We start from the raw sequence: 23,379 nt of genomic DNA on the forward strand, positions 1-23,379 counted from the left end.
AGAAAATATAGTAAAATAGATAGGGTAACACTTATCTCAAAGGAGTAGACATGAAGAAAAAATTATTGGCAGGAGCCATTACACTATTATCAGTAGCAACTTTAGCAGCTTGTTCGAAAGGTTCAGAAGGGGCAGACCTTATCAGCATGAAAGGGGATGTCATCACAGAACATCAATTTTATGAGCAAGTGAAAAGCAACCCTTCAGCCCAACAAGTGTTGTTGAACTTGACCATCCAAAAAGTGTTTGAGAAACAATACGGTTCAGAAGTAGATGACAAAGAAGTCAATGACACTATTGCTGAAGAAGAAAAACAATATGGTGAGAACTACCAACGTGTCTTATCACAAGCAGGTATGACTCTTGAAACACGCAAAGCTCAAATTCGTACAAGTAAATTGGTTGAGTTGGCAGTTAAGAAGGCAGCAGAAGCTGAACTGACAGATGATGCCTATAAGAAAGCATTTGACGAGTACACTCCAGATGTAACGGCTCAAATTATCCGTTTGGATAATGAAGACAAGGCCAAAGAAATTCTTGAAAAAGCCAAAGCAAGTGATGCGGACTTTGCTCAATTGGCTAAAGATAATTCAACAGATGAGAAAACTAAAGCGAATGGTGGAGAAATCACCTTTGATTCTGCTTCAACAGAAGTACCAGAACAAGTTAAGAAAGCTGCTTTTGCTTTAGATGTAAATGGTGTTTCTGATGTGATCACAGCCGCTGGCACACAAGCTTACAGTAGCCAATATTACATTGTAAAACTCATTAAGAAAACAGAAAAATCATCTAATATTGATGACTACAAAGAAAAATTAAAAACTGTTATCTTGACTCAAAAACAAAATGATTCAACATTTGTTCAAAGCATTATCGGAAAAGAATTGCAAGCAGCCAATATCAAGGTTAAGGACCAAGCCTTCCAAAATATCTTTACCCAATATATCGGTGGCGGAGATTCAAGCTCAAGTAGTTCATCAAAAGAATAAAACAGAAAAGAGCCAAGTGCTCTTTTTCTTATGACAAAAATGGTCTATCTGATGGATAAGAGTTTTTTTCTTTCGGAAAAAATGGTATAATAGCAATCAAAACTAGAAAACAAACGGAATTTGGGAAGCAATTGTGTTGTTCTCATTAGATTGGTGATACTATGAAGATTAGTAAAAGGCACCTATTAAATTATTCTATTCTAGTTCCTTACTTACTTTTATCTATTTTGGGCTTGATTGTGGTTTATTCGACAACCAGTGCTATTTTAATTCAAGAAGGCCAAAGTGCACTGCACTTGGTCCGAAGTCAGGGACTATTTTGGATATTTAGTTTGATACTGATTGCCTTGATATATAAGTTGAGACTGAATTTTTTAAGAAATGAACGTCTTTTATTTATCGTTATGTTCGTTGAGCTGATTCTTTTAGTTTTGGCTCGTTTGATTGGTATTCCTGTCAATGGAGCCTACGGCTGGATTTCTGTAGGACCTTTGACCATTCAGCCAGCCGAATATTTGAAAATTATTATTATTTGGTATTTAGCAAATAGATTTTCCAAACAACAAGAGGATATAGCTATTTATGATTTTCAAGTTTTGACACAAAATCAGTGGCTTCCTCGTGCTTTTAATGACTGGCGCTTTGTTCTCTTTGTACTGATTGGGAGCCTTGCTATTTTCCCAGATTTGGGGAATGCTTCTATTTTAGCTTTGGTTGCCTTGATTATGTATACGATTAGTGGTATCGCTTATAGATGGTTTATTGCTTTTTTGGGAATTTTGGTGGGAGTTTCTGCCCTATCCTTATCACTTATTTCTTTTATAGGGGTTGATAAATTTTCAAAAGTTCCAGTATTTGGCTATGTGGCCAAGCGTTTCAGTGCTTATTTTAACCCTTTTGCTGATTTGGCAGGAGCAGGTCACCAACTCGCCAATTCCTACTTTGCCATGGTGAATGGTGGGTGGTTTGGTCTAGGCTTAGGAAATTCAATCGAAAAACGAGGTTATTTACCAGAGGCCCATACAGATTTTGTATTTTCAATTGTCATTGAAGAGTTTGGATTTGTGGGAGCCGGCTTGATTTTAGCACTTGTCTTTTTCCTTATTTTGCGAATTATTCTAGTAGGAATTCGAGCTAAGAATCCCTTTAATTCCATGATGGCGATTGGGGTTGGAGGGATGATGTTGGTACAGGTATTTGTCAATATCGGCGGAATTTCTGGTATTATTCCTTCGACAGGAGTAACTTTCCCTTTCTTATCGCAGGGAGGGAACAGTCTCCTAGTCTTGTCTGTAGCCATCGCCTTTGTCTTAAATATTGATGCAAGTGAAAAGCGTGCTCAATTGTATGAGGAGTTAGAAGCTCACTCCTCAAACTATATGTAGAGCTGATAGTGGAAAGGATTACCTATGTCTCTTCAAAAATTAGAAAACTATAGTAATAAAGCTGTCGTGCAAGAAGAAGTACTGATTTTAACAGAATTGTTAGAAGATATCACTAAAAACATGCTTGCCCCAGAGACTTTTGAAAAAATCATGCAGTTGAAAGAATTGTCAACTCAAGAAGATTATCAAGGCTTGAACCAATTGGTTACTAGTCTGTCAAATGATGAAATGGCTTATATTTCACGCTATTTCTCTATCTTGCCCCTCTTGATTAATATTTCAGAAGATGTGGATTTAGCTTATGAAATTAACCATCAAAATAATATCGATCAAGATTATCTTGGTAAGTTGTCAGCAACAATCAAAATGGTTGCAGAAAAAGAAAATGCGGTTGAAATTCTAGAACACTTGAATGTTGTCCCTGTTTTGACAGCCCATCCAACACAAGTTCAACGTAAGAGTATGTTGGATTTGACTAATCATATCCATACCCTCTTGCGTAAGTACCGTGATGTGAAATTAGGCTTGATTAATAAGGAAAAATGGCATAATGATCTCCGTCGTTATATTGAGATTATCATGCAGACAGACATGATTCGTGAAAAGAAATTGAAAGTAACCAATGAAATCACGAATGTCATGGAGTACTATAATAGTTCATTCCTGAAGGCAGTTCCTCATTTGACTGCTGAGTACAAGCGTCTGGCTAAAAAATATGGTTTGGAGTTGAAACACCCTAAACCAATTACCATGGGAATGTGGATTGGTGGAGACCGTGATGGTAATCCTTTTGTTACAGCAGATACTTTAAAACAATCTGCTATGACCCAGTGTGAAGTCATCATGAATTACTATGATGAAAAGATTTACCAACTTTATCGTGAGTTCTCTCTCTCAACCAGTATTGTCAATGTAAGCAAGCAAGTCAGAGAAATGGCTCGTCAGTCTAAGGATAACTCGATTTACCGTGAAAAAGAGCTATACCGTCGTGCCTTGTTTGATATTCAATCAAAAATCCAAGCAACAAAAACTTATCTGATTGAGGATAAGGAAGTTGGAGCTCGCTATGAAACAGCTAATGATTTTTATAAGGATTTAATTACCATTCGTGATTCCCTCTTGGAAAACAAGGGTGAAGCACTGATTTCTGGTGATTTTGTTGAGCTGATTCAAGCAGTTGAAATTTTTGGTTTCTATTTGGCATCTATTGATATGCGTCAAGATTCTAGTGTTCATGAGGCCTGTGTAGCTGAACTCTTGAAATCAGCAGGAATTCATTCGCGTTATAGCGAACTAAGTGAAGAAGAAAAATGCCAGCTCCTTTTGAAAGAATTAGAAGAAGATCCACGTATTCTTTCTGCCACTCATGTTGAAAAATCAGAGTTACTTGAAAAAGAATTGGCCATCTTTAAGGCTGCTCGTAAGTTGAAAGATAAGTTGGGAGATGATGTTATTCGTCAGACTATCATTTCACATGCAACCAGCGTATCAGACATGCTGGAATTAGCTATCTTGCTAAAAGAAGTAGGCTTAGTTGATAAAGAAAGAGCTCGTGTCCAAATTGTTCCTCTCTTTGAAACAATCGAGGACTTGGACCATTCAGAAGAAACCATGAGAGAATACCTTTCTCTTCCTCTTGCCAAGAAATGGATTGCTTCACGTAATAACTACCAAGAAATCATGCTAGGCTACTCTGACAGTAATAAAGATGGTGGCTACCTATCATCATGTTGGACCCTCTACAAGGCTCAACAACAATTGACTGCTATAGGAGATGAATTTGGCGTTAAGGTTACCTTCTTCCATGGTCGCGGTGGGACTGTCGGTCGTGGTGGTGGACCAACCTATGAAGCCATCACATCTCAACCGCTTAAGTCTATCAAGGATCGTATCCGTTTGACGGAGCAGGGTGAAGTAATTGGGAATAAATACGGTAACAAAGACGCTGCCTACTATAATCTTGAAATGCTAGTATCTGCAGCCATTAATCGTATGATTACTCAGAAGAAGAGCGATACCAATACCTCAAATCGTTACGAAGCTATTATGGACCAAGTGGTGGACCGTAGTTACGATATCTACCGTGATTTGGTCTTTGGAAATGATCATTTCTATGATTATTTCTTCGAGTCAAGTCCAATCAAGGCGATTTCAAGCTTTAATATCGGTTCTCGTCCAGCCGCTCGTAAGACTATTACTGAAATCGGTGGTTTGAGAGCCATCCCTTGGGTCTTCTCATGGTCTCAAAGTCGTGTCATGTTCCCTGGATGGTATGGTGTCGGATCAAGCTTCAAGGAATTTATTGATAAAAATCCTGAGAATATCGCTATCCTACGAGATATGTATCAAAACTGGCCTTTCTTCCAATCACTCCTTTCAAATGTTGATATGGTCTTGTCAAAATCAAATATGAACATTGCTTTTGAATATGCCAAACTTTGTGAAGATGATCAAGTAAAAGCAATTTATGAGACTATTCTAAATGAATGGCAAGTTACCAAGGAAGTCATCTTGGCTATCGAAGGTTATGATGAACTTTTGGCTGAAAATCCATATCTAAAAGCCAGTTTAGATTACCGTATGCCTTACTTTAATATCCTTAACTATATCCAGTTGGAGTTGATTAAACGTCAACGCCGAGGAGAATTATCAAGCGATCAAGAAAAATTAATCCATACAACCATCAACGGAATTGCGACAGGATTGCGTAATTCAGGCTGATACCTATCAAACTTCCTCTTTTCTATAGGGGAAGTTTTTGAATAGTTCAAAAAAATGCTAAAAGAGTCTTGACAAGTAGTTGAAAAATGATATAATTTAACCATTCAGAAAAGTAATCATATAAACTTTTTAGAGAGTCTGTGGTAGCTGAAAACAGATAAGTGGTGATGATGAAAATTGGGCTGAATGTTATTTAGAATTTGAAATCATAAAAATTCGGTGAGCACACCTTACAGTGCATCTCGTTATTGCGAGACAGAGCGATAGGGAAATTCCCTATAATTGAGGTGGTACCGCGCATTGACGTCCTCACACAAGTTTTTTGTGTGAGGACTTTTTTTGATGGAGGTTAGTATGGAAAGAAAACGATGGCGTCGCTTGTTTATACTCAATGAAAATCAAAGTACAAACTAGGAAGCTAGCCACAGGTTGCTCAAAGCACTGCTTTGAGGTTGTGGATAGAACTGACGAAGTCAGTAACCATAGCTACGGTAAGGCGACGCTGACGTGGTTTGAAGAGATTTTCGAAGATTATTAGATAAGTGAAGTATTTTAAAGGAATAAAAAAGGAGAAATAGAATGAAAAATAAACGTTTAATTGGAATTATCGCTGCATTAGCAGTCTTAGTAGCAGGAAGCTTGATTTACTCTTCAATGAATAAACCAGAAGCTAAGAATGAGAAGAAAGTTGCCAAAGTTGGTGTCCTTCAGTTTGTGAGCCATCCATCTCTTGACTTGATTTATAAAGGGATTCAAGATGGACTTGCAGAAGAAGGTTATAAAGATGACCAGTTGAAGATTGACTTTATGAACTCAGAAGGTGACCAAAGTAAGGTTGCGACAATGAGTAAACAATTGGTTGCAAATGGGAATGACCTTGTGGTTGGTATTGCAACACCAGCTGCTCAAGGTTTGGCTAGTGCCACAAAAGACCTACCAGTTATCATGGCTGCTATTACAGACCCAATTGGTGCTAACTTGGTCAAAGATTTGAAAAAACCAGGTGGCAACATCACAGGGGTATCTGACCATAATCCAGCTCAACAACAAGTTGAACTCATTAAAGCTTTGACACCAAATGTGAAAACAATCGGAGCTCTTTACTCAAGTAGCGAAGACAACTCAAAAACACAGGTAGAAGAATTTAAGGCTTTTGCTGAAAAAGCAGGTTTGACAGTGGAAACATTTGCAGTTCCTTCAACAAATGAAATTGCTTCAACAGTCAATGTTATGACTAGCAAGGTTGATGCTATCTGGGTTCCAATCGACAACACCATTGCATCTGCATTTTCAACAGTTGTATCAAGCAATCAATCAGCTAAAAAACCAATCTACCCAAGCGCAACTGCCATGGTAGAAGCAGGTGGCTTGGCATCAGTTGTAGTTGACCAACATGACCTTGGTGTGGCAACTGGTAAAATGATTGCACAAGTCTTGAAAGGTGCAAAACCAGCTGATACTCCAGTCAATGTTTTTTCAACTGGTAAGTCAGTGATTAATAAAAAATTGGCACAAGAGCTAGGTATTACGATTCCTGAATCTGTTCTTAAAGAAGCAGGACAAGTGATTGAATAATCTACAATGGAGGAGTTGGGGACATCTCCTCCAATTTTTTACAATAGAAATCGTATAGAAAAGGTTAAGAAACAGATGATACTATCTATTATTTCTCAAGGATTTGTCTGGGCTATTTTAGGTCTGGGAATCTTTATGACATTTAGGATTTTGAACTTTCCAGATATGACAACAGAAGGTTCCTTCCCTCTTGGGGGAGCTGTTGCTGTCACTCTGATAACGAAAGGTGTGAATCCCTTTTTAGCGACACTTGTTGCTGTTGGAGCTGGTTGTTTGGCTGGAATGGCAGCAGGACTTCTTTATACAAAAGGGAAGATTCCAACTTTGCTCTCAGGGATTTTGGTGATGACTTCTTGTCACTCTATCATGCTCTTGATTATGGGGCGTGCAAATTTAGGCTTGCTTGGAACTAAGCAAATTCAGGATGTTTTACCTTTTGATTCAGACTTGAACCAACTCTTGACAGGTCTCATCTTTGTGAGTATTGTTATTGCTCTCATGCTCTTTTTCTTGGACACTAAACTCGGACAGGCCTATATTGCTACAGGTGACAATCCTGATATGGCTAGAAGTTTCGGGATTCATACTGGACGCATGGAGCTTATGGGCTTGGTCTTATCAAATGGTGTGATTGCCCTTGCAGGAGCTCTCATTGCCCAGCAAGAAGGGTATGCCGATGTATCTCGAGGAATTGGGGTTATCGTTGTAGGTCTTGCAAGTTTGATTATTGGAGAAGTCATCTTCAAGAGTTTGAGCTTGGCAGAGCGTTTGGTTACCATCGTTGTAGGTTCTATTGCCTATCAATTCTTAGTGTGGGCAGTTATTGCGCTTGGCTTTAATACAAGTTACCTTCGTTTGTACAGCGCCGTGATTTTAGCAGTCTGCCTCATGATTCCAACATTTAAGCAAACAATCTTGAAAGGAGCCAAATTAAGCAAATGACAGCAATTGTAGAATTAAAAAATGCAACCAAAATCGTTAAAAATGGCTTTGATGAAGAGAAGATTATTTTAAATGATGTTTCCTTAAAAATTTTTGAACAGGACTTTATCACGATTTTAGGTGGAAATGGTGCTGGGAAATCAACCCTCTTTAACACTATTGCAGGAACTTTATCATTAACCAGTGGAACCATCCGTATTTTAGGTGAGGATGTTACCAAGTTTTCACCAGAGAAGCGGGCTAAGTATCTGTCTCGAGTCTTCCAAGATCCAAAGATGGGAACAGCTCCTCGTATGACAGTGGCTGAAAATCTTTTGATTGCCAAGTTTCGTGGTGAAAAGCGTGGACTATTTCCACGACGCTTGACTAGTTATAAGGATGAATTTCAGTCAACCATTGAAAAAGTAGGAAATGGTCTTGAGAAACACTTGAATACGCCAATTGAGTTCTTATCAGGTGGGCAAAGACAGGCCCTGAGTCTCTTGATGGCAACCTTGAAGCGTCCTGAATTACTCTTGTTAGACGAGCATACTGCAGCCCTTGATCCAAAGACAAGTGTTGCCCTCATGGAATTGACGGATGAATTTGTCAAGAAAGACCAGCTGACAGCGCTTATGATTACTCATCATATGGAAGATGCTCTCAAATATGGTAATCGCTTGATTGTTATGAAAGAAGGACGAATTATCCAAGATTTGAAACAAGAAGAAAAAGCAAAAATGAAAATCTCTGATTATTATCAGCTCTTTGAATAAAGTAGGGAAAATGAGTGAAATGGTTTACTTTTTTTCTGAAATAAAGTATACTATATAAAGTAAACTATGATAACATGGAGGTATTGTGTATGGTTGACAAACAAGTCATTGAAGAAATCAAAAACAATGCCAACATTGTGGAAGTCATAGGAGATGTGATTTCTTTACAAAAGGCAGGACGGAACTATCTAGGGCTCTGTCCTTTTCATGGTGAAAAAACACCTTCTTTCAACGTTGTAGAGGACAAGCAGTTTTACCACTGTTTTGGTTGTGGTCGCTCAGGTGATGTCTTTAAATTCATCGAGGAGTATCAAGGGATTACTTTTATGGAGGCTGTCCAAATCTTAGGTCAGCGTGTTGGGATAGAGGTGGAAAAACCGCTTTATAGTGAGCAGAAGCCAGCCTCGCCTCACCAATCTCTTTATGATATGCACGAAGATGCGGCTAAATTTTATCATGCTATTCTCATGACAACGACCATGGGGGAGGAGGCCAGAAACTACCTTTATCAGCGTGGTTTGACAGATGAAGTGCTCAAGCATTTTCGGATTGGTTTAGCACCTTCAGAACGAAACTATCTCTATCAACGTTTGTCTGGTCAGTATCGTGATGAGGATTTCCTAGATTCAGGACTGTTTTATCTCTCGGATGCAAATCAATTTGTAGACACCTTTCACAATCGGATTATGTTTCCCCTGACAAATGACCAGGGAAAGGTCATTGCCTTCTCAGGTCGTATCTGGCAGAAAACGGATTCACAAACTTCTAAGTATAAAAATAGCCGATCGACTGCAATTTTTAACAAAAGTTACGAATTATATCATATGGATAGGGCAAAAAAATCTTCTGGTAAAGCCAGTGAGATTTACCTGATGGAAGGATTCATGGATGTCATTGCAGCCTATCGGGCTGGAATCGAAAATGCTGTAGCGTCCATGGGAACAGCCTTGAGTCGTGAGCATGTTGAGCATCTCAAAAGGTTAACCAAGAAGTTGGTTCTTGTTTACGATGGCGATAAGGCTGGGCAAGCTGCGACATTGAAAGCCTTGGATGAAATTGGTGAGATGCCTGTGCAAATTGTCAGCATGCCTGATAACTTGGATCCAGATGAGTATCTACAAAAAAATGGACCAGAAGACTTGGCCTATCTATTAACGAAAACTCGTATTAGTCCGATTGAGTTTTACATTCACCAGTACAAGCCTGAAAACAGTGAAAATCTGCAGGCCCAGATTGAGTTTATTGAAAAAATAGCTCCCTTGATTGTTCGAGAAAAGTCTATTACTGCTCAAAACAGCTATATTCATATTTTAGCTGACAGTCTGGCGTCCTTTGATTATGCCCAGATTGAGCAGATTGTTAATGAAAGCCGTCAGGCACAAAGGCAGAATCGCATGGAAGGAATTTCCAGACCGACGTCAATCACTATGCCTGTCACCAAGCAGTTATCGGCTATTATGAGGGCAGAAGCTCATCTACTTTATCGAATGATGGAATCCCCTCTTGTTTTGAACGATTACCGCTTGCGAGAAGACTTTTCATTTGACACACCTGAATTTCAGGTCTTATATGACTTGCTTGGTCAGTATGGCAATCTTCCTCCGGAAGTTTTAGCAGAACAGACAGAGGAAGTTGAAAGATCTTGGTACCAAGTCTTAGCTCAGGATTTGCCTGCTGAGATGTCACCGCAGGAACTTAGTGAAGTAGAAATGACTCGAAACAAGGCTCTCTTGAATCAGGACAATATGAGAATCAAAAAGAAGGTGCAGGAAGCTAGCCATGTAGGAGATACCGACACAGCCTTAGAAGAATTGGAACGTTTAATTTCCCAAAAGAGAAGAATGGAGTAATAATGGTAACAAAACAAAAAGAAGTAACAACATTTGACGTACAAGTAGCAGAATTTATCCGTAATCATAAGCAAAAAGGGACAGCAACAGATGATGAAATCAATGCTAGTCTTGTCGTTCCTTTTACCTTGGACGCTGATGGGATTGAAGATCTCTTGCAACGGATTCAAGATGCAGGAATTTCTATCACAGATAACGAAGGAAATCCAAGTGCGCGTGTTCTTAGTGCGGAAGAAGAACCAGAACTCAGTGATGAGGACTTGATTGGGTCAACTTCGGCTAAGGTTAATGACCCTGTTCGTATGTACTTGAAAGAAATTGGTGTCGTACCTCTCTTGACCAATGAAGAGGAAAAAGAATTGGCACTGGCTGTTGAAGCCGGCGATATCGAAGCCAAACAACGTCTGGCAGAAGCTAACCTTCGTTTGGTTGTTTCTATTGCTAAACGCTATGTTGGTCGTGGTATGCAGTTCCTTGATTTGATTCAAGAAGGGAACATGGGCTTGATGAAGGCGGTTGACAAGTTTGACTATTCTAAAGGATTCAAGTTCTCAACTTATGCAACCTGGTGGATTCGTCAGGCTATCACTCGTGCCATTGCGGATCAAGCTCGTACCATTCGTATCCCAGTTCACATGGTTGAAACCATCAATAAATTGGTTCGTGAACAGCGTAATCTCCTTCAAGAATTGGGGCAAGATCCAACACCAGAACAAATCGCTGAACGTATGGATATGACCCCTGATAAGGTTCGTGAAATCTTGAAGATTGCCCAAGAACCGGTATCCCTTGAAACACCTATCGGTGAAGAGGATGATAGTCACCTTGGGGACTTTATTGAAGATGAAGTGATTGAAAATCCAGTGGACTATACAACTCGTATTGTCTTGCGTGAGCAGTTGGATGAGGTTTTGGATACTCTTACAGACCGTGAAGAAAATGTTCTGCGTCTCCGTTTTGGTCTAGATGATGGAAAAATGCGCACCCTTGAAGATGTGGGGAAAGTCTTTAACGTGACTCGCGAGCGTATCCGTCAGATTGAAGCCAAGGCTTTGAGAAAACTACGCCAACCAAGTCGCAGCAAACCGCTTCGTGATTTTATTGAAGACTAAGAGTGAGGATGAATATGGCTTATACAGAAGAGCAAATTGAAAATATCAAAACACGAATTTTAACAGCCTTGGAAGAAGTCATCGACCCTGAGTTGGGAATCGATATTGTCAATCTTGGTTTGATTTATGAGATTCGTTTTGACGGCGACACAGGGCAAACAGAGATTGATATGACTTTGACAACTATGGGTTGTCCCCTAGCAGACCTTTTGACGGATCAGATTTATGATGCCATGACAGAGGTGCCAGAAGTAACGGATACTGAAGTTAAATTGGTTTGGTATCCAGCCTGGACAGTTGAAAAAATGAGTCGCTATGCACGCATTGCCCTAGGCATTAAGTAAACATATAAAAGCATGTGAGAGATTATTGGAAAAGCAAGGAAATTTCCCCCTCTTTTCCTCTAGTCTCTCCTTTCTTTTGCTGATTTTATTCAAAGAAAATGATATAATAGTAGTTATGGAAAAAAAGAAATTACGCATCAATATGTTGAGTTCAAGTGAGAAAGTAGCAGGACAAGGAGTTTCAGGTGCTTACCGTGAATTAGTTCGTCTTCTTCACCGTGATGCCAAGGACCAATTGATTGTTACAGAAAATCTTCCAATCGAGGCCGATGTGACTCACTTTCATACGATTGATTTCCCCTATTATTTATCAACATTCCAAAAGAAACGCTCAGGGAGAAAAATTGGCTATGTGCATTTTTTACCTGATACACTTGAGGGGAGTTTGAAAATTCCATTTTTCTTAAAGGGAATTGTCAAACGCTATGTATTTTCTTTTTACAACCGGATGGAGCACTTGGTTGTTGTTAATCCTATGTTTATTGAGGATTTGGTGGCAGCAGGTATTCCACGTGAAAAAGTGACCTATATTCCTAACTTTGTCAACAAGGAAAAATGGCATCCCCTTCCACAAGAAGAGGTAGCGAGACTGCGAACAGAGCTAGGTCTTAGTGAGAATCAGTTTATCGTAGTAGGTGCTGGTCAAGTTCAGAAACGCAAAGGGATTGATGATTTTATCCGTCTGGCTGAGGAATTGCCTCAGATTACCTTTATCTGGGCTGGTGGTTTCTCTTTTGGTGGCATGACAGATGGTTATGAGCGCTACAAGAAAATAATGGAAAATCCCCCTAAGAATTTGATTTTTCCAGGTATCGTGTCACCAGAGCGGATGCGCGAATTGTATGTTCTAGCAGACCTGTTCTTGTTGCCTAGTTACAATGAACTCTTTCCGATGACTATCTTAGAAGCGGCCAGTTGTGAGGCTCCTATTATGCTACGTGATTTGAATCTTTATAAGGTGATTTTAGAGGGAAATTATCGGGCGACAGCAGATAGAGAAGAGATGAAAGAGGCTATTTTAGAATATCAAGCAAATCCTGCTGCCTTGAAAGACCTCAAAGAAAAAGCTAAGAATATTTCCAGAGAGTATTCAGAAGAGCATCTGTTACAAATCTGGTTGGACTTTTATGAGAAACAAGCCGCTTTAGGGAGAAAGTAAAAAGTGAGGTAATCTATGCGAATTGGTTTATTTACAGATACCTATTTTCCTCAGGTTTCAGGTGTTGCGACCAGTATTCGAACCTTGAAAACAGAACTTGAAAAGCAAGGCCATGTCGTTTTTATCTTTACAACGACAGATAAGGATGTCAATCGTTATGAAGATTGGCAAATTATCCGCATTCCAAGTGTTCCCTTCTTTGCTTTTAAGGATCGCCGCTTTGCCTATCGAGGATTCAGTAAGGCGCTTGAAATTGCTAAACAGTATCAGCTGGATATCATCCATACTCAGACAGAATTTTCTCTTGGCCTGTTGGGGATTTGGATTGCCCGTGAATTGAAGATTCCCGTTATTCATACCTATCACACCCAATACGAAGACTATGTGCATTATATTGCCAAGGGGATGTTGATTCGTCCTAGCATGGTCAAGTATCTGGTCAGAGGTTTCCTGCATGACGTGGATGGGGTGATTTGTCCGAGTGAGATTGTCCGTGACTTGCTATCTGACTATAAGGTCAAGGTTGAAAAAAGGGTTATTCCAACTGGGATTGAATTAGCCAAGTTTGAGCGTCCAGAAATCAAGCAAGAAAATCTAAAAGAACTGCGTAGTAAATTAGAGATTCAAGATGATGAACAGATGTTGCTGAGTCTTTCCAGAATTTCTTATGAAAAAAATATTCAAGCAGTATTAGCAGCCTTTGCAGAAGTTCTGAAAGAGGAAGACAAGGTTAAACTGGTAGTTGCTGGGGATGGGCCTTATCTGAATGACCTCAAAGAGCAAGCCCACAAATTAGAGATTCAAGACTCAGTTATCTTTACAGGAATGATTGCTCCTAGTGAGACGGCTCTTTACTATAAGGCGGCGGATTTCTTTATCTCAGCATCGACAAGTGAGACGCAAGGTTTGACATACTTGGAAAGCTTGGCCAGTGGAACTCCAGTTATTGCTCATGGAAATCCTTATCTGGACAATCTGATCAATGATAAGATGTTTGGAACCTTGTACTACGGTGAACATGATTTGGCTGGAGCCATTTTAGAAGCCCTGATTGCAACGCCAGATATGAATGAGCATACCTTATCAGAAAAACTGTACGAGATTTCAGCAGAGAACTTTGGAAAACGGGTGCATGAGTTTTATCTGGATGCCATTATTTCAAATAACTTCCAGAAAGATTTAGCAAAAGATGACACGGTCAGTCAGCGTATTTTTAAAACAGTTTTGTATCTTCCGCAACAGGTGGTTGCTGTACCCGTAAAAGGCTCTAGACGCATGCTGAAGGCTTCAAAAACACAGTTAATCAGCATAAGAGATTATTGGAAAGACCATGAAGAATAGAAAGAGGAACAGCTATGAAAAAACAATTAATGAGAAGTGGGCGTGACAAAAAGATTGCTGGTGTTTGTGCCGGAGTGGCCCATTATCTAGATATGGATCCAACTATCGTTCGAGTCATTTGGGGTGTCCTTGCTTGCTGTTACGGAGCGGGAATTGTAGCTTATATCATTTTATGGATTATCGCACCAGTAGCAACTGACTATTGAAAACTAGCTGAATTCATGCTAAGATAATAGAAAATAGAATGTAACGAAGGAGAAAAAAATGGCATTTGGAGATAATGGAAAACGTAAAAAAACGATGTTCGAGAAATTAACCTTGCTTATTGTGCTTATCATGCTAGTAGCAAGTTTATTGGGAATTTTTGCAACTGCAATTGGTGCCCTCAGTAATCTATAAAATAGATTCAAGAAAATTTAGTGACTGGGATTTCCCAGCCCTTTTTTAAAGTGAGAAGAAAAAATGAGTATGTTTTTAGATACAGCCAAGATTAAGGTCAAGGCTGGTAATGGTGGCGATGGCATGGTTGCCTTTCGCCGTGAAAAATATGTCCCTAATGGCGGTCCTTGGGGTGGTGACGGTGGTCGTGGAGGTAATGTGGTCTTCGTTGTAGACGAAGGTTTGCGTACCTTGATGGATTTCCGCTACAATCGCCATTTCAAGGCTGATTCTGGGGAAAAAGGAATGACCAAGGGGATGCATGGTCGTGGTGCAGAGGACCTTAGAGTTCGAGTACCACAAGGTACAACTGTTCGTGATGCAGAGACTGGCAAGGTTTTGACAGATTTGATTGAACATGGTCAAGAATTTATCGTTGCTCACGGTGGTCGTGGTGGACGTGGAAATATTCGTTTCGCGACACCAAAAAATCCTGCACCAGAAATCTCTGAAAATGGAGAACCAGGTCAGGAACGTGAGTTACAATTGGAACTTAAAATCCTTGCGGATGTTGGTTTAGTGGGTTTCCCATCAGTAGGGAAATCAACCCTTTTAAGTGTTATTACCTCAGCTAAACCTAAAATTGGTGCCTACCACTTTACCACTATTGTGCCAAATTTAGGTATGGTTCGTACCCAATCAGGTGAATCCTTTGCAGTAGCTGATTTACCAGGTTTGATTGAAGGGGCTAGTCAAGGTGTTGGTTTGGGAACCCAGTTCCTCCGTCACATTGAGCGTACACGTGTCATTCTGCATATCATTGATATGTCAGCTAGCGAAGGCCGTGACCCTTATGAGGATTATCTTGCCATCAATAAAGAGTTGGAGTCATACAATCTTCGCCTCATGGAGCGTCCACAGATTATTGTAGCTAACAAAATGGATATGCCTGAGAGTCAGGAAAATCTTGTAGAATTCAAGAAAAAATTAGCTGAAAACTATGATGAATTTGAAGAGTTACCAGCTATTTTCCCAATATCTGGTTTGACCAAGCAAGGTCTAGCTACGCTTTTGGATGCTACAGCTGAATTGTTAGACAAGACACCAGAATTCTTGCTCTATGACGAGTCAGATATGGAAGAGGAAGCCTACTATGGATTTGACGAGGAAGAGAAAGCCTTTGAAATTAGTCGTGATGACGATGCGACATGGGTACTTTCTGGTGAAAAACTCATGAAACTCTTTAATATGACCAACTTTGATCGTGACGAATCAGTCATGAAATTTGCCCGCCAGCTTCGTGGTATGGGGGTTGATGAAGCCCTTCGTGCGCGTGGTGCTAAAGATGGTGACTTGGTCCGCATTGGTAAATTTGAGTTTGAATTTGTAGACTAGGAGACTGATATGGGAGATAAACCGATATCTTTCCGAGATGCGGATGGCAACTTTGTTTCCGCCGCAGATGTTTGGAATGAAAAGAAATTGGAAGAACTATTTAATCGTCTCAATCCAAATCGTGCTCTGAGATTGGCACGAAACAAAAAAGACAATCCATCTTAAATAAGTAAGATAAAACTCTAATTATCAGTCAAGTTAACTGTAACAAATAGAAGATAAGATCGAGAAAGGGCAAAAATTCGTCCTTTCTTTTTACTTATAAAGTATAGTAGAGTGGAATAGAATATGGACAAATCGATTAGGGAATTCAAATCATACTCAATGAAAATCAAAGAGCAAACTAGGAAGCTAACCGCAGATTGCTCAAAACAATGTTGTGAGGTTGCAGATGGAAGGTGATGTGGATTGAAGAGATTTTTGAAGAGTATCAAATGTCTAACAAGGTTTTAGAAGTTGTGTTGTTCTATTCTAGATTCAAAAAACTACACTGTTTCTGTTAAAAAAAGAATTTTTTTACAAAAATGGTTGGTTATTTAGTTTATTTATGCTATAATAGGAACAATTATTTTTAGGAGGTGTCAGTATGTCTTATTTGTTTGAGATATTACCGAGTTTATTGAGCGGTGCAAGCATGACTTTGCAGGTTTTTGCACTGGTCTTGATTTTTTCTATTCCCTTGGGCGTTTTGATTGCCTTTGCCTTGCAAGTCCATTGGAAGCTCCTCCATTATCTGATTAACATTTATATCTGGATCATGCGAGGCACCCCCTTGCTCTTGCAATTGATTTTTATCTATTATGTGCTCCCAAGTATTGGGATTCGTTTGGATCGCCTTCCTGCGGCCATCATTGCTTTTGTTCTCAATTATGCGGCTTACTTTGCTGAGATCTTCCGTGGGGGGATTGATACCATTCCTAAAGGTCAATATGAAGCTGCTAAGGTTTTGAAGTTTAGTCCTTTTGACACAGTTCGCTATATTATCTTGCCCCAAGTGACCAAGATTGTTCTTCCTAGCGTATTTAATGAAGTTATGAGTTTGGTCAAGGATACGTCCTTGGTCTATGCTCTCGGAATTTCAGACCTTATCTTGGCTAGTCGAACAGCTGCCAACCGTGATGCTAGCCTGGTTCCTATGTTCTTGGCAGGAGCCATTTACTTAATTTTGATTGGTATTGTGACAATTATTTCCAAAAAAGTTGAGAAGAAGTACAGTTACTATAGATAGGAGGCAGCCATGTTAGAATTACGAAATATCAATAAGAAATTTGGAGACAAACAAATCCTGTCTGATTTTAGTCTAAGTATTCCTGAAAAGCAAATCCTGGCTATTGTTGGGCCTTCTGGTGGAGGTAAGACAACCCTCTTACGTATGCTTGCGGGTCTTGAAACCATTGATTCAGGGCAAATCTTTTATAATGGAGAACCTTTAGAGCTGGATGAATTGGAAAAGCGAAATCTACTGGGATTTGTATTCCAAGATTTTCAACTTTTCCCTCATTTATCAGTTTTAGATAATTTGACTTTATCACCTGTGAAAACTATGGGAATGAAGCAGGATGAGGCTGAGCAGAAGGCGCGAGGTCTTTTGGAACAGTTAGGATTGGCTGGTCATGCAGATGCCTATCCTTTCTCACTATCTGGTGGGCAAAAGCAACGGGTGGCCTTGGCGCGTGCTATGATGATTGACCCAGAAATCATTGGTTACGATGAACCAACTTCTGCTCTGGATCCAGAATTGCGCTTGGAAGTGGAAAAACTAATCTTGCAAAATAGGGAACTTGGCATGACCCAGATTGTCGTTACCCACGATTTACAATTCGCTGAAAATATCGCAGATCAGATTCTCAAGGTTGAGCCCAAGTAGGAGGTGCCAATGACTAATAAGAAAATTGCTTTAGTGTTGGTTTCGCTCCTGACTCTCTTTTTAACGGCCTGTACTCAGAAGGCTAGTGATCCAAAGCAGGATAACTGGGATAAGTATCAAGAGCAGGGGAGCATTACTATTGGTTTTGATAATACTTTCGTACCTATGGGATTTGAAGAAAAGAATGGTCAATATACAGGCTTTGATATTGATTTAGCACAAGCAGTCTCTGAAAAATTAGGCTTTAAGGTTCAATTTCAGCCAATCGACTGGGATATGAAGGAGACGGAACTGCAGAATGGAACCATAGACGCCATCTGGAATGGCTATTCTGCCACTGATGAACGCCGAGAAAAGGTTGCCTTTAGCATTCCATATATGGAAAATCAGCAGGTTCTGGTTGCTAAGAAAAGCCGGCAAATTCATTCAGTAGAGGATATGAAGGATAAGACCTTGGGAGCCCAAGCCGGTTCCTCTGGTTATTTAGACTTTGAAGCCCAGCCAGATTTACTGAAAAATCGTGTCAAAGACCAGAAGGCCAATCAATACCAGAGTTTCAATGAAGCTGTGATTGATTTGAAGAATGACCGTATTGATGCCTTGTTGATTGACCGAGTGTATGCTAATTATTACCTTCAGTCTGAGGGGATATTAAATGACTATAATGTCTTTTCAGCTGGATTTGAAAGTGAATCTTTTGCAGTCGGAGTTAGACCTGCTGACAAAAGATTACTACAAGCTTTAAACCAAGCCTTTATTCAACTATACCAAGAAGGAAAGTTCCAGGAAATCAGCCAGAAATGGTTTGGAGAAGATGTAGCAACCAAAGAAGTGAAAAGTAGAGATTGAGTTTTTACTCAGTCTCTTTTTGCATCAAAAAATCCCCTGGCAAGAGCCAGAGGATAAGAGCTTATACTCAATGAAAATCAAAGAGCAAACTAGGAAGCTAGCCGCAGGCTGTACTTGAGTACGGCAAGGCAACGCTGACGTGGTTTGAATTTGATTTTCGAAGAGTATTATTTCATTGTTGGGAAGAGCAATACATCACGGATAGTAGTTGTATCAGTGAGGAGCATGCAGAGACGGTCAATACCGATTCCCAAACCACCTGTTGGTGGCATACCGTATTCAAGAGCTTCGATGTAGTCGTAGTCGATGCCTGTCGCTTCATCGTCACCAAGTTCTTTAGCTTTAGCTTGGGCTTCGAAACGGCTAAGTTGGTCGATTGGGTCGTTGAGCTCAGTAAAGGCATTACCGTACTCCTTAGTCATGATGAAGAGCTCGAAACGGTCAGTAAAGCGTTCGTCTTCAGGATTCTTCTTAGCCAGTGGAGATACAGCTACTGGATGGCCATAGACAAAGGTTGGTTGGATCAAGGTTTCTTCAACAAACTCTTCAAAGAAGGCATTGATGATGTGACCAACCTCAGTGTAGTGTTTCTCAACTGGAACTTTCTTCTCAGCAGCGATAGCTTTTGCTTCTTCAAAAGTCATATTTTGCCAGAAATCTACACCAGTAATTTCCTTGATAGCATCAACCATGTGAACACGTTTGAATGGTTCGTTGATTTTGATTTCAGTACCTTGATAGTTAACTGGGCCATCACCTTTGACTGATTTAGCAGCGTGTTGGATAATACCTTCAGTCAAGTCCATGATGTCTTGGAAGTCTGCATAAGCTTGGTAAACTTCGATAGAAGTAAACTCAGGGTTATGAGTAGCATCCATTCCCTCGTTACGGAAGATACGGCCGATTTCATAGACACGTTCCATACCACCCACGATAAGGCGTTTCAAGTGAAGCTCAGTAGCGATACGAAGCACCATGTCAATATTTTGGGCATTGTGGTGTGTGATAAATGGACGGGCAGCAGCACCACCAGCTTCGTTGTGAAGAACAGGTGTTTCCACTTCAAGGAAACCTTTTTGGTCAAGGTAACGACGGATTTCAGAGATGATTTTTGAACGAGTGACAAAGCGCTCAAAGCTTTCACGGTTAGAAATCAAGTCGAGGTAACGTTTACGGTAAATTGTTTCAACATCTGTCAAACCGTGGAATTTCTCAGGAAGTGGGCGAAGTGCTTTAGACAAGTGTGTGATGTGAGTAGCCTTGATAGAGAGTTCTCCCATATCTGTACGCATCACTTCACCTTCGACACCAAGAAAATCACCAAGGTCTGCTTTTTTGAAGATTTCGTAGTTTTCTTCACCGACAGCATCCTTACGAACGTAGATTTGGATTTGACCTTCGCGGTCTTGAAGGTGTGCAAAACCTACTTTACCTTTACCACGTTTGGTGACCAAGCGTCCTGCGATAGTAGCTGTTTCGTTTTTATCATGTAATTGTTCTTTATCGAGGTCAGCATATTTATCTTTTAATTCTTGTGAATTTGCAGTACGTTCAAAGCGTTTTCCGAAGGGATCGATTCCTTGTTCACGGAGCGCAGCCATTTTTTCACGGCGAACGATCTGCTGGTCATTTAGTTCTTCCATATGTTCTGTTGACATGGGATCCTCCTAGTTTTACTCAAAATTGAATACGATGAGTCATTTTTTGCGATACTCCCATTTTATCATAAATAAGCAAGAAATTCACGGATAATCTTTCAAAACTAAAAAGAACTTGACGCTAAAATCAAGTTCTGTTATTGATAGGAAGTATCATTCCAAGTATCGAGAGTAAATGTTTCAAAATCATTGGTTTCTAGAATGGTCAGGCTGGCATTTGCTAGACCGCCATCTTTGCGAAGAAGTGGTTCTTTATATCCTAGAAGAGTACGAATACTGGCAGTGAGATTAGCACCGTGACCGACAATTAGAATACGCTCAGCCGGACTATCTTTTAAGGATTTGATAAATTGGATAGTTCGTTGTGTTGTGCTATAGAGGGATTCGGCTCCAAACATTTGAGTGTCAAATTGAGCAAGATTAGATCGAAAAGCTTTGATTTGTTGTGGGTAAATAGATTCCAAGGTTGCAATTTTCAAACCTTCTAACTTCCCAAGTTGCCATTCACGGAGATTAGGGACACTTTCTAAAGGACAGGGGATCTGGAGTTGACTTTGGATAATTTCAGCAGATTTGACCGCTCGAGGTAAATCACTTGAATAAATCTGATCGAAAGGAATATCCTTGAGATATTGGCCAAGTTGTTTTAGGGTTTCAATGGATTCAGGAAGAAGAGGAGAATCTCCACTAGCACCTTGAAAACGACCTTCTTGGTTCCAGACGGTACGACCGTGGCGGACAAAGTAGAGTTTCATTACTTGCTGTCCTCCAAGATATCTGCAAAGTCAGCTTTTACAAAGCTAGCCAAGTCTTGGGGAGCGACGATAATACTGTGACCAACTTCGCCTGCAGAGACAATCATTTGATCCAAGTCTAGAGCGATCTTATCGATAAAAATGGGATAATTGTGTTTCTGACGAATTCCGACGGGATTATTGGCTCCATGAATATAACCTGTTGTTTTTTCCAAGTCCTTTTGTGGAATCATGCTCACTTTTTTATTGCCAGAAATTTTGGCTAGTTTCTTTTCCGACAAGTGTTGAGTGATAGGCACAATTCCGATAATCGGTCCTGTTTTATCTCCCAAAAGAGCCAAGGTTTTGAAAATCTGATCTCGTTCATAACCTTGAGGAAGCTCTCCTTCCAGGGCATTGATTTGAATCCCCTGATGTGGGATATTTGCTTTAGACAGGATTTGTTCCACTAATGTTTTTTTGATTTTAACTTTTTTTGCCATTATTTATACTTATCCTCCAATTGGCTCATCCAAATACCAAGCCAGATTCCCAAGGCGAAGAAGAAGGCAATGATGACATACCCAACAAGTGAAAGGCCTGTGTATTGGATGCTTTCAGCGTTTCCTGCATTTGGAATCAAGATTAAAAGGGTACTTGATAGGACGATTCCGATGATGAAATGATAGACACGTGAGTGGTAGTTGTTTAAGGCATAATCCATCAATTTTGAAAAAATGATGAGAGTGGCACCTGCTCCGATTCCAATCGGGAAGAAGGTGCCCAAGAGGTCAAAGGTTTTGAAACCTGTCAACATAGGAGCATAGAGTCCCAAAATCAAAAGTAGATTTGATGGACTGAGACCAGGAACCAATACACCAAGAGCCAGTAGTGCACCTGCTAGGACGAAATTAAGAAAGCTGGCACTTAAGGTTCCAACGACGAAATTTAAGGCATAGAGACCTAGTCCAGAAATGATAAAGGTTGTCCAGAACCAAGCTAAATCAATCTTGTCTCGGTCAGATTCTCGAGTTGATTCTTTGAGAAGGCTAGGAACAGTACCAATGATAGCCCCCGCAAAGCTCCATAAGACAAAGACCTGATAATTTTCAAGCAGGTATTCAATCGGGTAGGAAAATAAGCCGATTCCCAGAAGCATACCAATCGCAACTGGAATAAAGTACAAAACATTTTCTTTAAAGTCTTTAAAGGGATGGGCCAGAAAGCCAATCATCCGTTCGTAAATTCCTAAGATTGCTGCTAGAACCCCTCCGGAAATCCCCGGTAAGATAAATCCAAGAGCAATGACAATCCCTTTAATAAGGCGTGCTAACCATGAGAGCATATACTTCCTCCAACTATTTCTATTTCAAAAAATCCTTACTATATTGTATCACAATCAAACACAAAAAGAAAAAGCAAATGATAAACAAATGCTTTAAGGTTTTAAAAAAATTTTTCTAAAGGTTTCTTCTTTGTTTTTTAAGGAAGAGATGACGTTAATATCCAAATCGTGGTCAAAGCCAGCAATTTTTCCTTTAGATGTGTATTGGTGAATATCATAATCTAAGTCCGTATTAGGTTTGCTCTCGAAAAATCCAGTATTTGAACCATAGGAAGGAATCCAAACAGACGTAAACTTGTCTGTATCAATACTGTGTTCTTCCATGAAGTAGACCCCAACGTAGATACCGATGTTTTTAGCACCAAGTGATTCTAGCTTTGCTCGAAAGGCTTCAACACCCTCGTTCATATTGGACATGGTTTTTTCTTCCACGTCTAGCCAATAGTAACTAGGGCTGTATGGTGAAGAGGCGTTATAAAAAACTTCAGCGGCTTTTTCCATTTCTTGGACACTTTTTCCAGCTAAATAAGCATATACACCAACTGGGACATTTCGTTTTTGAAACTCAGTAATATGGGTTTTAAAGGCCTTATCTACCCCATTAACAAAGGCAGCATCGTTTTCTTTGGACGTTTGAGCACCACTATGGACGCGAACGATAGCTCCAGATATGTTTTGGGAAAGTGTATCGTAATTAATTTCTTCAGGGCGTTGCCAACCAGAAACATCAATTATTGGTTTATCTATGTTATGTAGCGCTTGTGTCTCTACTTGCGCAATATTTGACTTTGTTTTTACAGGATGGTCCTCAAAACGAGGGCGATTTAGGATTAAAATGAAAATCATAATCCCAAAAAAACCAAATAAAATAAGCGGATTAATTTTCTTTCTCATATCTCATAATTTTACCTTAAAAATGAAAAAAAATCAAAAAAAATACTCAAAAAATGGGTTAAGGAAGGGACTTTGGAGCATTTTTT

23 protein-coding genes and 1 other annotated feature are annotated in these 23,379 nt (G+C 39.8%); of the genes, 18 read left to right on the forward strand and 5 right to left on the reverse strand.

Annotated elements, in window-relative coordinates; translation table 11 throughout:
• The first annotated feature begins 50 nt into the window (after positions 1-50).
• From prsA to O3601_RS00255, 18 genes are all read left to right on the forward strand, one after another.
• Positions 51-989, forward strand: a complete 939-nt coding sequence (gene prsA / locus O3601_RS00170) for a peptidylprolyl isomerase PrsA (RefSeq protein WP_101782210.1) — start codon at positions 51-53, stop codon at positions 987-989.
• A 161-nt stretch (positions 990-1,150) separates the two neighbouring features.
• Complete coding sequence (ftsW, locus tag O3601_RS00175) at positions 1,151-2,374, forward strand: cell division peptidoglycan polymerase FtsW (RefSeq protein WP_371470039.1); 1,224 nt, start codon at positions 1,151-1,153, stop codon at positions 2,372-2,374.
• 24 nt (positions 2,375-2,398) lie between these two features.
• Positions 2,399-5,095, forward strand: a complete 2,697-nt coding sequence (gene ppc, locus O3601_RS00180; protein ID WP_371470041.1) for a phosphoenolpyruvate carboxylase — start codon at positions 2,399-2,401, stop codon at positions 5,093-5,095.
• Between the two features lie 96 nt (positions 5,096-5,191).
• Positions 5,192-5,409, forward strand: a binding site (T-box leader).
• A 265-nt stretch (positions 5,410-5,674) separates the two neighbouring features.
• On the forward strand, positions 5,675-6,670 hold the full coding sequence (gene trpX / locus O3601_RS00185) for a tryptophan ABC transporter substrate-binding protein (RefSeq protein WP_000792145.1): 996 nt from the start codon (positions 5,675-5,677) through the stop codon (positions 6,668-6,670).
• A 75-nt stretch (positions 6,671-6,745) separates the two neighbouring features.
• A complete protein-coding gene (locus O3601_RS00190; protein ID WP_045612545.1) occupies positions 6,746-7,612 on the forward strand; it encodes an ABC transporter permease in 867 nt (288 codons plus the stop codon).
• Positions 7,609-8,367, forward strand: a complete 759-nt coding sequence (locus tag O3601_RS00195; RefSeq protein ID WP_371470044.1) for an ABC transporter ATP-binding protein — start codon at positions 7,609-7,611, stop codon at positions 8,365-8,367. Before O3601_RS00190 ends, O3601_RS00195 begins: the two co-directional genes overlap by 4 nt.
• Positions 8,368-8,456: 89 nt before the next feature.
• Positions 8,457-10,217 carry a DNA primase gene (gene dnaG, locus O3601_RS00200; protein ID WP_371470046.1) on the forward strand — a complete coding sequence of 587 codons (1,761 nt, stop codon included), beginning with the start codon at positions 8,457-8,459 and terminating at the stop codon, positions 10,215-10,217.
• A 2-nt stretch (positions 10,218-10,219) separates the two neighbouring features.
• Positions 10,220-11,329 (forward strand): RNA polymerase sigma factor RpoD, encoded by a 1,110-nt coding sequence (gene rpoD, locus O3601_RS00205; RefSeq protein ID WP_000256769.1) that lies wholly within the window; start codon positions 10,220-10,222, stop codon positions 11,327-11,329.
• Positions 11,330-11,343: 14 nt separating this feature from the next.
• A complete protein-coding gene (locus tag O3601_RS00210; protein ID WP_000331929.1) occupies positions 11,344-11,673 on the forward strand; it encodes a metal-sulfur cluster assembly factor in 330 nt (109 codons plus the stop codon).
• A gap of 115 nt (positions 11,674-11,788) precedes the next feature.
• The gene (gene cpoA, locus O3601_RS00215; protein WP_371470047.1) at positions 11,789-12,832 is read left to right on the forward strand and encodes an alpha-galactosylglucosyldiacylglycerol synthase; all 1,044 of its coding nucleotides are present in this window, start codon (positions 11,789-11,791) and stop codon (positions 12,830-12,832) included.
• Between the two features lie 15 nt (positions 12,833-12,847).
• Complete coding sequence (locus O3601_RS00220; RefSeq protein WP_371470048.1) at positions 12,848-14,173, forward strand: glycosyltransferase family 4 protein; 1,326 nt, start codon at positions 12,848-12,850, stop codon at positions 14,171-14,173.
• A gap of 29 nt (positions 14,174-14,202) precedes the next feature.
• Entirely contained in the window at positions 14,203-14,379 is a 177-nt protein-coding gene (locus tag O3601_RS00225) for a PspC domain-containing protein (protein WP_016399487.1), read from the forward strand.
• A 58-nt stretch (positions 14,380-14,437) separates the two neighbouring features.
• Positions 14,438-14,572 carry a DUF4044 domain-containing protein gene (locus tag O3601_RS00230; RefSeq protein ID WP_000863853.1) on the forward strand — a complete coding sequence of 45 codons (135 nt, stop codon included), beginning with the start codon at positions 14,438-14,440 and terminating at the stop codon, positions 14,570-14,572.
• 63 nt (positions 14,573-14,635) lie between these two features.
• Entirely contained in the window at positions 14,636-15,946 is a 1,311-nt protein-coding gene (gene obgE / locus O3601_RS00235) for a GTPase ObgE (RefSeq protein WP_000061647.1), read from the forward strand.
• Positions 15,947-15,955: 9 nt separating this feature from the next.
• Positions 15,956-16,111, forward strand: coding sequence for a hypothetical protein (locus O3601_RS00240; protein WP_371470050.1), 156 nt, complete (start codon positions 15,956-15,958; stop codon positions 16,109-16,111).
• 421 nt (positions 16,112-16,532) lie between these two features.
• Positions 16,533-17,174, forward strand: coding sequence for an amino acid ABC transporter permease (locus tag O3601_RS00245; RefSeq protein WP_371470052.1), 642 nt, complete (start codon positions 16,533-16,535; stop codon positions 17,172-17,174).
• 9 nt (positions 17,175-17,183) lie between these two features.
• Positions 17,184-17,813 carry an amino acid ABC transporter ATP-binding protein gene (locus O3601_RS00250; RefSeq protein ID WP_371470054.1) on the forward strand — a complete coding sequence of 210 codons (630 nt, stop codon included), beginning with the start codon at positions 17,184-17,186 and terminating at the stop codon, positions 17,811-17,813.
• 9 nt (positions 17,814-17,822) lie between these two features.
• The gene (locus tag O3601_RS00255; RefSeq protein ID WP_371470056.1) at positions 17,823-18,662 is read left to right on the forward strand and encodes an amino acid ABC transporter substrate-binding protein; all 840 of its coding nucleotides are present in this window, start codon (positions 17,823-17,825) and stop codon (positions 18,660-18,662) included.
• Between the two features lie 167 nt (positions 18,663-18,829).
• Here the strand turns inward: O3601_RS00255 and lysS are convergent, their stop codons facing one another.
• The 5 genes from lysS to O3601_RS00280 all read right to left on the reverse strand — a co-directional run bounded on the left by lysS (position 18,830) and on the right by O3601_RS00280 (position 23,293).
• A complete protein-coding gene (lysS, locus tag O3601_RS00260; protein ID WP_371470059.1) occupies positions 18,830-20,320 on the reverse strand; it encodes a lysine--tRNA ligase in 1,491 nt (496 codons plus the stop codon).
• A gap of 137 nt (positions 20,321-20,457) precedes the next feature.
• Positions 20,458-21,075 (reverse strand): histidine phosphatase family protein, encoded by a 618-nt coding sequence (locus tag O3601_RS00265; RefSeq protein ID WP_371470061.1) that lies wholly within the window; start codon positions 21,073-21,075, stop codon positions 20,458-20,460.
• Positions 21,075-21,557, reverse strand: coding sequence for an aminoacyl-tRNA deacylase (locus O3601_RS00270; RefSeq protein ID WP_261104723.1), 483 nt, complete (start codon positions 21,555-21,557; stop codon positions 21,075-21,077). Before O3601_RS00270 ends, O3601_RS00265 begins: the two co-directional genes overlap by 1 nt.
• The gene (locus tag O3601_RS00275) at positions 21,557-22,399 is read right to left on the reverse strand and encodes a DUF368 domain-containing protein (RefSeq protein WP_261039548.1); all 843 of its coding nucleotides are present in this window, start codon (positions 22,397-22,399) and stop codon (positions 21,557-21,559) included. The genes O3601_RS00270 and O3601_RS00275 overlap by 1 nt, the downstream gene beginning before the upstream one ends.
• A gap of 93 nt (positions 22,400-22,492) precedes the next feature.
• Complete coding sequence (locus tag O3601_RS00280; RefSeq protein ID WP_371470063.1) at positions 22,493-23,293, reverse strand: glycoside hydrolase family 25 protein; 801 nt, start codon at positions 23,291-23,293, stop codon at positions 22,493-22,495.
• Between the last annotated feature and the right edge of the window lie 86 nt (positions 23,294-23,379).

This window comes from Streptococcus sp. 20925_1_69, assembly GCF_041432365.1.
GTDB lineage: Bacteria > Bacillota > Bacilli > Lactobacillales > Streptococcaceae > Streptococcus.